This is a genomic window from Pseudomonas izuensis (assembly GCF_009861505.1).
GTDB lineage: Bacteria > Pseudomonadota > Gammaproteobacteria > Pseudomonadales > Pseudomonadaceae > Aquipseudomonas > Aquipseudomonas izuensis.
Genome location: NZ_WTFT01000041.1, coordinates 19,568 through 33,728, shown reverse-complemented (window position 1 = coordinate 33,728; position 14,161 = coordinate 19,568). Strand labels below are relative to the sequence as shown.

At 53.6% G+C, this 14,161-nt stretch carries 11 protein-coding genes and 1 pseudogene; 3 read left to right on the top strand and 9 right to left on the bottom strand.

What is annotated here, in order from left to right:
* Nucleotides 1–673: 673 nt before the first annotated feature.
* Entirely contained in the window at nt 674–1,090 is a 417-nt protein-coding gene (locus GPL81_RS27495; RefSeq protein ID WP_178122631.1) for a response regulator, read from the bottom strand.
* A gap of 539 nt (nt 1,091–1,629) precedes the next feature.
* On the opposite strand from GPL81_RS27495, the pseudogene betT reads away from it, so the two are divergent.
* Nucleotides 1,630–3,564: pseudogene (gene betT / locus GPL81_RS32070) on the top strand (choline BCCT transporter BetT).
* A gap of 141 nt (nt 3,565–3,705) precedes the next feature.
* On the opposite strand, the gene ppa reads toward betT, so the two are convergent.
* The 5 genes from ppa to GPL81_RS27465 form a co-directional block, all read right to left on the bottom strand.
* Entirely contained in the window at nt 3,706–4,242 is a 537-nt protein-coding gene (gene ppa, locus GPL81_RS27485; RefSeq protein WP_160109255.1) for an inorganic diphosphatase, read from the bottom strand.
* 18 nt (nt 4,243–4,260) lie between these two features.
* A complete protein-coding gene (locus GPL81_RS27480; protein WP_160109254.1) occupies nt 4,261–4,566 on the bottom strand; it encodes a DUF6388 family protein in 306 nt (101 codons plus the stop codon).
* 66 nt (nt 4,567–4,632) lie between these two features.
* Nucleotides 4,633–5,805, bottom strand: a complete 1,173-nt coding sequence (locus tag GPL81_RS27475) for a D-alanyl-D-alanine carboxypeptidase family protein (RefSeq protein ID WP_484573239.1) — start codon at nt 5,803–5,805, stop codon at nt 4,633–4,635.
* A 147-nt stretch (nt 5,806–5,952) separates the two neighbouring features.
* On the bottom strand, nt 5,953–7,338 hold the full coding sequence (locus GPL81_RS27470) for a sensor histidine kinase (RefSeq protein ID WP_160109253.1): 1,386 nt from the start codon (nt 7,336–7,338) through the stop codon (nt 5,953–5,955).
* Nucleotides 7,316–7,996: a response regulator transcription factor gene (locus GPL81_RS27465; protein WP_160109252.1), complete on the bottom strand. Its 681-nt coding sequence runs from the start codon at nt 7,994–7,996 to the stop codon at nt 7,316–7,318. Before GPL81_RS27465 ends, GPL81_RS27470 begins: the two co-directional genes overlap by 23 nt.
* A gap of 841 nt (nt 7,997–8,837) precedes the next feature.
* Here GPL81_RS27465 and GPL81_RS27460 point away from each other — a divergent pair.
* Nucleotides 8,838–9,080 (top strand): hypothetical protein, encoded by a 243-nt coding sequence (locus GPL81_RS27460; protein ID WP_160109251.1) that lies wholly within the window; start codon nt 8,838–8,840, stop codon nt 9,078–9,080.
* Between the two features lie 87 nt (nt 9,081–9,167).
* On the opposite strand, the gene GPL81_RS27455 is transcribed toward GPL81_RS27460, so the two are convergent.
* The 3 genes from GPL81_RS27455 to GPL81_RS27445 all read right to left on the bottom strand — a co-directional run bounded on the left by GPL81_RS27455 (nt 9,168) and on the right by GPL81_RS27445 (nt 12,604).
* Nucleotides 9,168–9,554 carry a DUF1850 domain-containing protein gene (locus tag GPL81_RS27455; protein ID WP_160109250.1) on the bottom strand — a complete coding sequence of 129 codons (387 nt, stop codon included), beginning with the start codon at nt 9,552–9,554 and terminating at the stop codon, nt 9,168–9,170.
* Nucleotides 9,551–11,578: a TRAP transporter permease gene (locus tag GPL81_RS27450; protein ID WP_160109249.1), complete on the bottom strand. Its 2,028-nt coding sequence runs from the start codon at nt 11,576–11,578 to the stop codon at nt 9,551–9,553. Before GPL81_RS27450 ends, GPL81_RS27455 begins: the two co-directional genes overlap by 4 nt.
* A 75-nt stretch (nt 11,579–11,653) precedes the next feature.
* Nucleotides 11,654–12,604: a TAXI family TRAP transporter solute-binding subunit gene (locus GPL81_RS27445; RefSeq protein ID WP_160109248.1), complete on the bottom strand. Its 951-nt coding sequence runs from the start codon at nt 12,602–12,604 to the stop codon at nt 11,654–11,656.
* Between the two features lie 237 nt (nt 12,605–12,841).
* Between GPL81_RS27445 and GPL81_RS27440 the strand changes: the two genes are divergently transcribed.
* The gene (locus GPL81_RS27440) at nt 12,842–14,161 is read left to right on the top strand and encodes a chloride channel protein (protein WP_160109247.1); all 1,320 of its coding nucleotides are present in this window, start codon (nt 12,842–12,844) and stop codon (nt 14,159–14,161) included.

Sequence of the window (14,161 nt, the reverse complement as noted above, 5' to 3'; positions counted from 1 at the left end):
GAGGCAAGGGTGATGAGCATCGCCGCGCAGATCACTCCGGGCCTTCGCAAGTAGCGGGTTGATGTGGACTGCGGTTTGACATGTTTCATGTTGGGACCCCTCGCGTCATGCCATATCGGCGAAACCCACCGCCTTCTATCGGGACGACAGCTGCTGCGGGTAAAAGGGGCCATGCAACAGGTGGGCCGTATTGCGGGCCCGGAAAAAAGTTCAAACTAATTAGTTAGTTGTTTCCAATTGTGTATTCAGGGGAGGAGGTAAATTGGGGACAGTGGGGGATATTCCTCAATAGCGGGTAAAACGCAGTTATTTTCAGTGGGTTACTTTCCTCAGTTGGTGGGGTAATAGCTCCCTGAATTTTTTGACTAAAAGCAGTACGATGATCTCCGACCGCTAATAAGGGTTACGACTGCCGAACAGCCATAGTGAATAGTGTGCCTTCTGATGGATCACTGCCTCGCGAGAAATTGCTCTTCACGTCGTCGACGATTTCTGGCTGTTTCTGCGTGCCACGAACAGCAGTTTGAACCATAGGTGGTAGCTTGCGAAGAACGGCTAAACGAACAACAAGAGGGTCGCGAGCGCGGCGGCAGCGCAAAATGTGGAGCTTGTTAGCAGCAGGCATAGGACGTCGTTTGTTACGCCTTTCTCAGTAACTGAAAGCTCCAGCGACTCAGGGTGAGGTTTTATTGATGGGGTTACCGGGCTGCAGCAGGATGGCCACCGAAATTACCAGGTCATCCAGCGACCAAGGCTTGTGCAGATTGATCGTATGGACCGGTAAGTTGAATGGATCGATCAAATAACCGGAGGTGAGAATGGAGGCGATCCAAGGCAGACGACTCTGGATCATCTCAATAAACTCTATCCCCTGGATCTGTCCTGGTAGCCCCTGATCCACGATCACAAGCGGGCAGTGGAAAGCGTGTTGCAAAAAGTACGTCAGTGCGTCGTCTGCAGCCTCAAAAGCCAGAGACTGGGCGCCAATCTCGGACAGGATGTCCGTCATCAGTGCTCGAAGCGTCGGATCATCCTCAATAACGATCACCGTACCTTCGATCGGCAGCATTCCTTCCCAGTTCACGTTCACGCGCCTTTTCCTTCAAGGTCAGGTTTTTCGCCTCATCGAAAAGACAGCATAGGCCGATTTCAGTTAGAGGCTGGGAAAAGGTAATTCTGAGATTTTGCTTACGAAGGGGGCTTTAGCCCTTGGGAACAACGTCTACGAACATAAAGCTATCAAGGATCAGGGCGCGGAACAGGTCCAGACGGCGTAACGGATGACTTTACTGGCCTTGGGCAGGCACTAGCTATGGAGCGTAAGTCGCGGTAATTGCATTTCCTTGTTATTTCTCGGTCCACTTTCGCCTCTGCGTACTACCGGAACCTTCGAGCATCCAGGCTATCCCACCCGGGGTGCTCCGCTTAAAGCTCAGTACGCATGTTTGGAGAGTGATCCGAGAGGCTCTCGGCGTTCGGTTTTTACGTTCACTTTACGTCAGTGATCCTCGGGTGCGACCCGAGACTGGCGCTGAAGGGCAACCCACAGCGCCATATGATACGTTCACGGATGTGCTCCACCTCAAGGAGACTTGCATGACAGCCAATGCCGACATAAACGCCGAACCTATGCTCAACCCCCCGGTTTTTTACACATCAGCTGTCATCCTGCTTCTCTTGGTGCTATACGCCAGCATCTTCCATAGTCATGCCCAGATAGTGTTCGCGAATGTCCAAAATTGGATCATCACCAACGTGAGCTGGTTTTATATTTTGGCGGTGGCCATCATTCTCGGCACAGTGGTCTTCCTCGGCGTGAGCAGGTACGGAGACATCAAGCTCGGACCGGATCACAGCACCCCGGACTACAGCAGCACGACTTGGTTCGCGATGCTGTTCTCGGCTGGCATGGGCATTGGTTTGATGTTTTTCGGTGTGGCTGAACCCGTGATGCATTTTCTCAATCCGCCCGTGGGGGACGGCAGTACGGTTGAGGCTGCCCGCGAGGCGATGAAAATCACCTTTTTCACTGGGGGCTGCATGCTTGGGCGATCTACGCCATCGTAGCGATGATCCTGGCTTACTTCAGTTACCGACACGGCTTGCCATTAACGTTAAGGTCTGCCTTGTATCCGCTGATTGGTGATCGCATCTATGGCCCGATTGGCCACGCTGTCGATATTTTCGCGATCATTGGGACAGTTCTAGGCGTCGCCACCTCACTTGGCTTTGGTGTCTCTCAAATCAATAGGGGACTCAACGCCCTGTTTGGTATACCCAACAGCACAACAGTGCAGATCATCTTGATCATTGCCACAACAGCGCTCGCTACCATCTCAGTCGTCACTGGCTTGGACAACGGGGTACGTCGACTTTCCGAGCTCAATCTGAGTCTGGCGGTTCTGTTGCTTCTGATGGTCATCGTGCTTGGACCAACGGTGTTCATTCTGCAGACGTTCGTACAGAACACCGGAGGTTACCTTACGGAAATCGTCAGTCGAACCTTGAACTTATATGCCTACCAGCCTACGGACTGGATTGGAGGGTGGACGCTGTTTTACTGGGGCTGGTGGTTGGCCTGGTCTCCGTTCGTTGGCCTCTTCATCGCTCGTATTTCTCGTGGCCGAACTATCCGTGAATTCGTGACTGGCGTTCTCCTGGTGCCGGCGGGCTTCACGCTGCTATGGATGACGGTGTTCGGGAACACCGCCATTCATATATGATCCTCAACGAGGGCCTGACAGACCTTGGAGCAGCCATCGATAAAGATACATCCCTTGCATTATTTGCCTTCCTCCAGCACTTCCCTTTTTCCGGGGTGATCTCGCTGGTTGCCATCGTCATGGTCTTAGTGTTCTTCGTGACCTCCGCAGATTCCGGTGCGATGGTCGTTGATATGCTGGCCTCTGGCAGGTCTACGAAACACCAGTCTGGCAAAGAGTATTCTGGGTATCCAGCATGGGCTTGGTTGCAATCGCATTGCTGTTGGCCGACGGTCTGAAAGCGCTACAGACAGCGACCATTGTCAGCGCATTGCCGTTCACCATCATTCTTCTATTCAGTATGCGAGGATTGCTCAAGGCGCTGAAGCTCGACGCCACAAAGCGCGGACTGCGTTATCAATCACTTTCGCCAGGTGCGGCTCGTAGTACAGGGGGCTGGCAACGCCGGCTGAGGACGATGGCCATGTTCCCGCGTCGAGCTCATGTACTTCGCTTCATTTCGGAGACCGCAAAGCCAGTCTGCCAGTCGGTGGCCGAGGAATGGCGCAAGCAGGGCTATTCTTGCAATGTAGAGGATGTGGAAGACGGTAACGTTCGACTCAGCGTTGGGAGTGCTGATAATCCTGAGTTCATTTACGAGGTACGACCCCATCCCTACAACATGCCGAGTTTTGCAATGAGTGACACGCAGGATAAGGAGCGTAAATACTTTCGAGCCGAAGTGCATTTACGTGAAGGGGGTCAGGATCACGATATTATGGGATGGTCTCGTGAAGACGTGATTGGGGATATCCTTGATCAGTACGAGCGACATATGCATTTTCTTCACCTCACCGGCTAGCCTTCTCCGAAGGGCTGCACTGCACGCGAAAAAAATGCCAGTGAACTCGCCTCGGCCATTGAATGTAAGGTCAAAAGGCATACATGTCGGCGTTGAACTAACAAACCCTTATTTACAAGCCCTCAAAAATACTCAGGGCATTCATTTACAGTTTGCAATGTAAGTTGCGATCGACTTACGAATCTCTGCCTTTGCGTCATCTGCACTTCCCCAATGCCCCATCTTCAGCCATTTGCTTGGCTCTTGCGCCTTACAGTACTCGAAGTAATGTTGGACTTGGGCGAGCAACAGAACAGGAAGGTCCTCCCATTCCTTCACGTTACTGTACATAGGGCTTAGCCTTTCATGAGGTACCGCTACGATTATGGCTCCTGTACCAGTTTCATTTTTTGTGCAAATCACCCCGACTGGTCGACTGCGAACAACAACGCCAGGCGATACCGGGTAGGGGCAAATCAGCAGTACGTCCAGAAGGTCGCCATCATCGCTCAGCGTATTTGGAATAAATCCGTAGTAGGCCGGATAGAGTGTCGATGTGCTGAGGAACCGGTCAACGAAAATTTGCCCACTTTGTTTATTAACTTCGTAATTAACTGGAGAGTGGTTTGCAGGGATGTCTATAACTGTAAAAAAATCATTAGGGATTTCAATACCTGCTGAAATGTCCTCATAACTCATGATCATTACCCCAATGACTTAACAAGACTGCCCGTTAATTTCGTTTAGCTTGCAATACTCCTCCCACTCCATTTCTACCATTTCTGCCACCTCGCGATGAAATTCTATGATCAAGCATTTCAGTTCCTCGCGAGACTCTGAAATCAAGGTAAGAGTTAATTCCCACACCTCGATCCCCAGGCGCGTGGCCTCTTCTTCGAAGGCTGACTCGATGCACAGTTTCTTTTCATCCTCACTCAGTCCCTTAACGGCGTCATTGAGTGCTGAATTGCCCTTGAAGAACTTCGACAGTGCTAAATCTCTTTGCAAGTCATCGGAGTTCATCGGATGCTCCAACTCCGTGAGTCATCCGAGGCTTTCCGCCTCGGTGCGAGGTAGCGTCGGCCACGGTCATGCAATCGCAGGTTCATCAAACCAACCGCGGATTGTTTTGTAAAAAAATAGATGCATTGTGTCCCACCAACGTATCCACCAAACACCTGGTTCACCGTCCTCCAGTGCGATCAATGGCAGGCTCCCAAGTTTCTGCTCAGCATCGTACAAATCCAGTTTTCCAACGATGGTACCAGCAGAAATAGGTGCTTCGAGTGGTCCGTCAATCTCCAGTCGTGTCTCTACTTCACGATTTTCATTTTTGGGCAATGTGAGGGTCAGATCGTCCAGCAAGCCCACGGCGATCAATCGTTCTTTGCCTTTCCAGAGCGCAGACCACGTGAGTATCTCCCCAGCTTTTTTGTAGGTTTGGGAATCAAAGAAGCGAAAACCATAACCCATGAGCTTTTCTGTCTCTGCCGTGCGTTTATGTGCGCTGCTAGCGCCAAATATCACACTGATCAAGCGTCGCTCGGCTCGGTGCGACGAAGCCACCAGGCAATAACCGGCGGCCTCGGTATGGCCAGTCTTCAATCCGTCAAAGCTTGCATCGCGCCATAAAAGTAGATTGCGATTGGCTTGCCGAATACCGTTCCAGGAAAAGTGTTTTTTGGAGTAAAGGGCATAGGAGTGAGCCCCTTGGCTGATGATTGCCCGGGCCAACAAAGCCATATCGCGAGCAGATGAATAATGCTCTGGATCAGGCAGCCCGGTGGAATTCACAAAGTGTGTGTTACCCATGCCTAAAACGGATGCGGTGGAATTCATCATCACGACGAAGGCAGCTTCGCTTCCGGCCACATGTTCGGCGAGCGCAACGCTTGCGTCATTGCCAGAGTCGATGATCACACCGCTCAGCAAGTCGTTAACTGAAACCGAACTGTCCGGGTCAAGAAACATTCGTGAACCACCCGTACGCCAGGCATTTTCGCTAACGGAGCTGCTGTCATCAGCGTTCAGGTGCCCGGCTTTGATTTCACCTGTGGTGACGTACGCGGTCATCATTTTTGTCAGGCTTGCGGGGGGTAATCGCATATCGCTGTTGTGGCTGGTAATCACGCTACCCGTAGCCGCGTCGATCAGTATCCAGGCTTTAGCCCCGAGCTTTGGCGGGGCAGGGATCATTGCTCCTGGTGAGTAGATTTCAGCCAGCGCAGGGTTAGCCAACACTACAGGCATTAGGCAGAGCATGGTTAACACAAACGGGGACAGCAGGTGTTTCACAAGGAAGTGGCCTTGGATCAGCAGAATGTGCTGCAAAGCTAGCCCTCAGGGCTGGGGGCCTCAAATTAAGTTGGATTAAGTTAAATTTAATGTGCAGATGTCGATAAATCTGCATCAACTGGAAATTGTCGGGCAGATAATCAAGACTCGGGTACCGCTAGGCATGGCGGCAGGCTGAATATCCAGCGTGTAGCCATGTAATTTTACGATGGCCGCGACCAGGGATAACCCGAGGCCATGGCCGGGTTGCATTCTGCTGGCGTCACCGCGATAGAGCCTGCGAATGACGTGGGTGCGGTCTGTCTCGGGTATGCCAGTCCCATCGTCAGCGACTTCAATGGCGACCGCTGAATCCTTGATGCTACCCCGCAATTTGATGTGGCCTCCCTCTGGTGTAAATTTGATGGCGTTATCGAGCAAATTGACCAAGGCTTCAAACATCAACGAAGAGTCGCCATACAGCTGGGGTAGGTCATTGGTAATTTCCAGGGTGAGCGTCTGAGAACGATCCAGAGCTAAAGGCTCATAAAACTCATGCGCTTGCTGCAACAGCGCCATGATTTGGAACGGTGCAAATGCCGAGCGGCGACGAGTGTCGTCGAGTTCAGCAACCCGAAGCAAGCCTTGAAAACGCACCATGATCGATTCGCTTTCCTCAAGGGCTTGATTCAATATTTGCTCGTGATCGCTGTCCATAGGCAGTTGTTGGAGCTGATAAAGCCTTGCACGCAGCCGTGTGAGTGGCGTACGCAGATCGTGGGCAACGCCATCGCAAACGCTCTTTACCTCATGCATCAGTTGCTCGATGTGATCGAGCATCGTATTCACGGCGTTTGCTAGCATATCCAATTCATCGCGGCGGGAGGATAAGGGTAAGCGCTCCGACAAGTTGCCCGAAACGATACTCTCGGTGCAAAGCTGCAGGCGTTTGACGCGGCGTAACGGCAGACGTCTCAGCAAATACCAGCCAATCAATCCGGGGATGAGTGTTAACGAAAATCCCCACATCAATGCCTGCTCGATAATCCCGCCAACGGCCAAGATCGAGCCACCGTCACGCGCCAGAATAAGAATATGCCCGTCAGGGCGGCGTGTTAACAGGGCATAACTGCTTCTGGTTTCTTTGTCAGGTAAGGCAATGCTCAGTCCGCGCTCGAGATAATGAACCTTGCCATCATCGGGCAAACTGGAGCGCAGTTTGAGCAGGTCTCCGGCAACGTGTTGTCCGTCAGATGTGAACAATCCGTAAGCATCGATCCCGGGCGTTGAATAGGCTTCACTGGCAGCCAGTTCTTTCACCAGTTTTTTGTCATCGATTTTTTGATAGTAGTGGGCACGCTGCAATAATGTCCGCTCTGCAACGGTTCCCAGGTAGTGCGAGATTTGCCAGTACAACACCCCGGTGAAGAGAGCGCCCCAAACCACAAAAAATATGGCGTAGAACCCGATCAATCGACTACCGGATGAGCGCCATTCCTCAGTCTTTGGTAGTAAGGACATAGCCGGCACCGCGTATTGTATGAATGACGGGAGTACCTTCATCTCCTTCAAGCTTTTTGCGCAGCCGACCAATGTGAACATCAATGATGTTCGTCCCTGGGTCGAAGTGATAACCCCAGACCTCTTCAAACAGCATGGTCCGGGTGACCAACTGACCGGCATTGCGCATCAGGTAATTGAGCAGCTTGAATTCGGTCGGTAGCAGCAGGATGTGTTCGTCATTTCGAGTCAGTTTGTGCTCAACCAGATCCAATTGCAGGTTTCCGCAACGGAGTTGCGGATGGCTTGTGTCTGCACTGGTGCGGCGAAGCAACGCGTCAAGACGTGCGACCATCTCGATAGCAGAAAAGGGTTTGGTCAGATAGTCATCGCCACCAGCCCGTAGCCCCTGAACCCGTTCATCGACGTCTGAAAGTGCACTGATCATCAGGACCGGCGTTTGAATTCCAAGGCTACGTAACGTACTGATAATCGTCAGGCCATCAAAATCGGGAAGCATTCGATCCAGGGTAATGGCGTCATAACCTCCCGCAATCGCCAGTGCCAGCCCATCGCGTCCAGTTGCAGCCCATTTTGAACTGAAACCGTGGCGTTGGAGTTCAGTGATGATGACTTCCGCCGTCACCTTGTCGTCCTCTATGACCAATGCGCAACTCATATCATCCTCCGCTTCAGCCTGCTTTTAATGCTTGCGACTCGATGCCGAAAGCCTAGGCAGGTCTACCTTAGTGACCAGCGTTGCGGCCGAAGATTAAATTTTCTTAACTCACCTTAACCATGGTGCCTGCAAAAGTACGGATATATTCAGAACCAGATACACCCCGTACCGAGAGGTGGGAAGCATGACCCCTTATTTGGCGTTCTTTTTGTTGGCCTTTGGTTTGGTGTGCACCTACGCTAGTCGGGTCACTGCGTGAAACAATCGGGTGTGACTGATGTGGAGCTGGGGCTATCGACGAGCTCCCTGCAACCAACGAATTCATTCCGATGTCAATTTTGCATGGATGCAAATCAATGCTCGGTTTCCGCCTTTGGAGCCCCCTATGACTCGGCAAGAAGAGTTTTTGGCAAAAGCGTTGGAAATACACCATGGGTACGAACAGGCGACAGCCGTCATCCTCGACATGATGAGTAGAAACATGGCTCGGGGGCCTGAGTGGGACGCTGCTGTCGCCAGGCAGCTTGCAACTCTTGACACCTGGATGGAGCTGCCGAGAGGGTATGGAGACTTCCGGGCAAATCCCTGATTGCCTGCCCTTTGCACAGATCAGATCATGGGCGTTCACCGCACGCGCGGAGTTCTCGGGGTTATTGGTCACCCTGTGGCGTCTCGTGCGATAAACGTCTCTTTCACTTGATCCCACCGAGAATTAGCAACGCCCCCCGCCTAGTCGACGTGATTCCCCCCCTGAGGTACCTTCTACACGACAGACTTCAAACCGTCTGCGCGGATGGGAAGCAGTGGCTTTCACGATCGGGGAACCAAGCCTGGGGGCGGTATGGACGAAATATTTGTCGTGCAAAAACGACCTCTATTTAAGGTCGATGGGCAGGTTGATCGAGATTCGGCGAACAATGCCAGCGCAGATTTTTATTACAGAATCATCAATACGATTACAGGCGTTTTCGTCGGCGAGAAGTACCTCGTGCGCGAAGAAGCAGAGGCCGTCTGCGAAAGTTTGAATCTGATGGGACGCGATCACCTTCCTGATAATGATCCCTTGCGTTTTAGCCGTAGGTAAAATGCGCTCAAAAGTATCCATAGGGGATTTTTCAGGTTGTCGAATTGATGACCAGCCGTTCCAATGCCGCATTCGGATGCACAAACATTAGCCTGTCTCACAACTCCAAATCTGTATGAACGGTTGGCTATTAGTCGGTGCCCCAATCCATTGACTCATGAAGTAACACGCCCCATCAATACACAATTGGTAGTCCCCAGCCTCAGGCGTTCGTCCCAGACGCAAAGGTTGAAGCGGTGGCAACTGTCGTCGGTAGTGCCAACTGCCGTTCTCCAGTCGAGCGTCCTCAGGAACTTCCATTCCCGCGCCGTTGCCCCGGATTCTGGCTTCCACCAACACCAGGCCTTGCTTGGTGACGCGGTAATCCTCCTCCCAACGGATTTTCTCGATGGTGTGGTTCCACGCCAGTGTGAATTGCGAAATGGATAACTGGGCCCAAGCGACACCCGCCAGGCCCATACACAATCCAATCATGCGTTAGCCGTCCCCACCTGCTTGGACCGCCACAAATGTTGAAGAATTACCAGCAGCCCAAGTGCGAAACCGACTTCATCGGTCAGCGGCAAAGCCACGATCAATAGCGCACCTGCGCCAACACTCAAGAAGCGTTCCCATAGCGCCATCTTCTGTTGCAAGTAACCGGTTGACGCCATTCCCCACAGACCGACCGCCAACGTCGTCTTGATCAGCATGTAGGCAGTCATCCATAAATTGTCACCTTGCAACATTAGCGCCGGGTTGTAGACGGCCATGAATGGAATGATGAATCCAGCGAGTGCAATGCGAACTGCCCATAGGCTGATTTTGAATCCGGTCTCCTTCGCAATCGGTGCTGCCGCGAAGCAGGCGAGAGCCACCGGTGGCGTAAGGTCAGCGAGGATGCCGAAATAGAACACGAACATGTGTGACACGATCAGGGGAACACCCAGCTCCAACAGTGCAGGGGCTGCGATTGAACTGGTGATGATGTAGTTGGGGATGGTCGGAATGCCCATGCCTAGCACCAGGCAGGTGATCATTGTGAGCACCAGTGACAGCAGCAGGTTGTCCCGGCCAATGGCCAAAATATAACCCGCAAAAGTTGAGGCGACGCCTGTCAGAGACACCACGCCAATGATGATGCCCACCAGCGCACAGGCAATCCCCACTGGTACGGCATGTCGCGCACCTTCGACCAGCGCATGCAGGCAGATCGTCAGCGTTTCCCGGCCGCCGTTGATGAACCCGCACACCAATACCAGCACTGCGATGACTAAAAAGATCACACCGATTCCGAGTTGGAAGAATCCGGTGCACAGAACCCCGAGGGCGATCCAGAACGCACAGCGCAAGCCAAAACTGTGCACTCTGAGAATGATCGCAGAGCCGAGAATGACGATGGCCGTCAGTGCCAGCCCGACCATGCCGGAGAACAGGGGGGTGCGACCGGAAAACAGCAGGTAGACCAGGACCAACAAGGGAATTAGCAGGTACCAGTTCTCCTTCACCGCGCCTAGGGCACTGGGGCATTGGTCCTTTGGGAGGCCTTTGAGATTCGAGCGTTTGGCTTCCAGATGTACCATCCAGAATACCGATCCGAAGTAAAGAATCGCGGGAATCAGCGCCGCCTTGGCAATCTCCACGAACGGCACGTTGATGGTTTCAGCCATGATAAAGGCGACGGCCCCCATCACGGGCGGCATCAACTGGCTGCCCATGCTGGAGGTCGCTTCGACCCCGCCGGCAAACGCCGCCCGGTAACCAAAGCGCTTCATCAGCGGGATGGTGAATTGTCCTGTCGTCACGACGTTGGCAATCCCCGAGCCGGTAATGGTCCCCATCAGTGCTGAAGAGGCGACTGCGACCTTGGCCGGCCCGCCCAGCTTGTGACCGAACAGTCCCATGGCGAAATCGGTGAACAGCTTGATCATGCCAGCCTGTTCTAGAAATGCACCGAACAGGATGAATAGGAAAATGTAGGTGGCAGACACGTAGGTTGGCGTTCCGTACAGCCCTTCAGTGCCGAATGAGAGTTGGTTGATGATCTGGTCAAACCCATATCCCCGGTGAGCCAGATCACCGGGCAGATACTCGCCAAACAAGCCATAGGCCAGAAAGAGGCCACAGATGATGGGCAGCGCAATTCCCATAACCCGTCGGGCGGCTTCGAACACCAATGCGATCAGCACGAGACCAATCACGGTGTCTGCGGCCGTCAGATCGCCGGAGCGCTGAATCAGGTCGGCCTCGAACACCCACTGATACAAAGCCGTGGCAATCCCAGCCAAACTGAATACCCAAGCCAGCGGTTGCCAAGGACGATCCTTGCCGAAAGCCGGGTAGCTCAGAAAGACTACCCAAAGCAAAAAACCGACGTGTACGGCGCGTAAAACCTGACTTGAGATGGGTGCAAACGCTGCGGTGACGATCTGAAAAATCGAGAACAGCAACGCCACGTAAAACAGGTTTTTTGGCCAGTCTCGCGGATTCGCAGAGATGCCCTGATGCTCTTCACTCATTAGTTGCCTACCTCATGACCACATTGAAAAGAGCGAACTAAGGCGCTGCGGCCCAGGCCGTCGCGCCTTGTGTCATTACAACGCGCCCTTTTCCTTGTAGAAACGTTCCGCGCCCGGGTGCAGTGCTATCGGCAGGTTTTTGGCTGCATTTTCCAGCTTGATGTCTTTGGCCGCCGAATGAGAATTGCCTAGGCGGGTCAGGTTCTCGAACAGCAGCTTGGTCATTTCATAAGCCACTTCATCGGACACGTCGGCACGCGTTACCAGAATATTGGTGATCGCCACCGTCGGCACCGCTTCAGGTTGCCCATCATAGGTATTGGCCGGAATCATTGCGCCCTGATAGGCGGGATTGCCGATTTTTGCGACTACATCCGTGGGGATGGCAACGTAGTTCAACGGCATGACGGAGGACAAATCGCGAATAGCCGCCATGCCCAACCCGGAAGATTGCAGGGTGGCATCCAGCTGCCGGTTCTTGATCAATTCCACTGACTCGGCAAAGGGCAGGTATTGCACTTTACCCATGTCTTCATAAGTCAGGCCTGCTGCTTTGAAGATCGCCCGCGCGTTCAGCTCAGTGCCTGACTTTGGGGCGCCGACGGAGATGGTCTTACCTTTGAGGTCCGCCAGGGTTTTGATTCCCGACTCTTTGCTGGCCACGATTTGAATGTAGTTGGGGTAGGCCCCTGCGATGGCGCGCAATTTGGTTAACGGCGCGCTGAAACCGGCGTCTTCCACGCCGTTCTTCGCATCCGCTACGGAGTCCCCCAGTGCGAGGGCCAACTCTCCACGACCGGCTTGCAACAGGTTCAAATTTTCCACCGAGGCTTTTGTGGCCTGAACCGAAGTTTTCACGCCTGGGATGCCATCGTTGTAGATCTGCGACAGGCCAACACCAATTGGGTAATAAACCCCGCTCGTTCCACCAGTCAGGATGTTAATGAACACCGGGGCGGCCTGAGCTGCGGTGGCGACCGCCAACGTAGCGGCGGCCAACAGGATAAAGCGGCTTTTTACTCGCATGGGAAATCTCCGTCTTGTTCTTGGCTTATGCAGAGTGAATCCACTGTAGTTGATTCAGACGCTGACAGGGGATTTGAGCGAATTTCGGTGGGTGCAGCGCGGACCTAACGTGACCGCAGACAGGTTTGCAGTGATGCGAGGCGTGGCAATACTTGAGCCAGAGCGATTGGACGTCCCCGCATATCCAGTTAGTCTTGCCTGCACCACAGTGCTGAAACTCAATGGGAATTCGCTCGAGTGATCAAACCGATAGTGCTACTGCGTCGCCGCTTCGCCTCCATCCGCTGGCGCACACGGGTGACACTCTGGGCTGCCGCCACCTTGGCGGGGCTGCTTGTCGTGATGTTTGCCCGGCTGGCTGATCTGGCGCTGACGCAATTTGCGCAACAGACCGCCGATCGACCCTGGTTGCCGTTTATTTACACACCTTTGGTCGGCATGTTGGTGGTGTGGTTGACCACCCGTTTTTTTGTTGGCTCCCAAGGCAGCGGCATTCCTCAGGTGATCGCCGCTACGCGCTTGGCGCATCAATGCAAGTGTGTCGACAAACTGGTGTCGCTGCGCATTGCCTTTGCCAAGATAGGCCTTGGTACGTTGGCGCTGACCGGTGGATTTTCCGCTGGACGTGAAGGGCCATCGGTGCAGGTCGCCGCTTCGATCATGCATTTTTTCCACCGTTACCTGCCCAATGCGCGAATCATCCGCAGCGAAGACCTCATTCTGGCCGGAGGGGCGGCAGGCATTGCGGCAGCCTTCAATACGCCGCTAGCCGGTGTGGCCTTTGCGGTAGAGGAACTGGGGCGCAAGCTGGAAACCCGAACCAGCGGGGTCTTGCTCAGCACGATTATCTTGTCGGGGATGGTCGCGATTGCCTTGCAGGGCAACTACAACTATTTCGGCCATTTCGACGTTCAAGATATCCATCTCGACATCGTTGTCCCGGTTCTGGCGATCGGTATTGGATGTGGTTTTCTGGGTGGATTGTTCAGCCGGATGCTGCTGTGGCCGCAGCGGCATCAGCGATTTGTCGTCTGGGAATGGCGTCGTGTGCATCCCGTTTGGTTCGCCGGCATATGTGGAGTCATTGTGGCGATATTCGGTTGGCTCAGTGGTGGGATGTCGTTTGGCAGTGGTTACGGGATCACATCCCAGATCATCGTGTCCGATGTCGGCCTGCCATGGCACGCGCCGATCACGCGTTTTCTCGCGACCGTGGTGACTTACTTTTCCGGTATCCCCGGTGGTATTTTTGCCCCTTCCCTGGCGGTAGGGGCGGCCATCGGAGCCAACGTCGCGGAGATCTTCGGACTGGCTGCACAGCCGATGATTGCTTTGTGCATGGTCGGTTTTTTGTCTGCGGTAACCCAGTCGCCGATCACGTCCGCGATCATCGTGATGGAGATGATCGACAGTCATGGCATGGTCATCAGCCTCATGGCCGTGGCGCTGATCGCCAAAGCGGTCAGCGCCAGAATGGGGCCTGAGTTATATCAGCAGTTGGCTCGTGGCTTTCTGCAATCGGCAGACAGTGGCGCATCCCCGCGAAAGCCAGGTTGA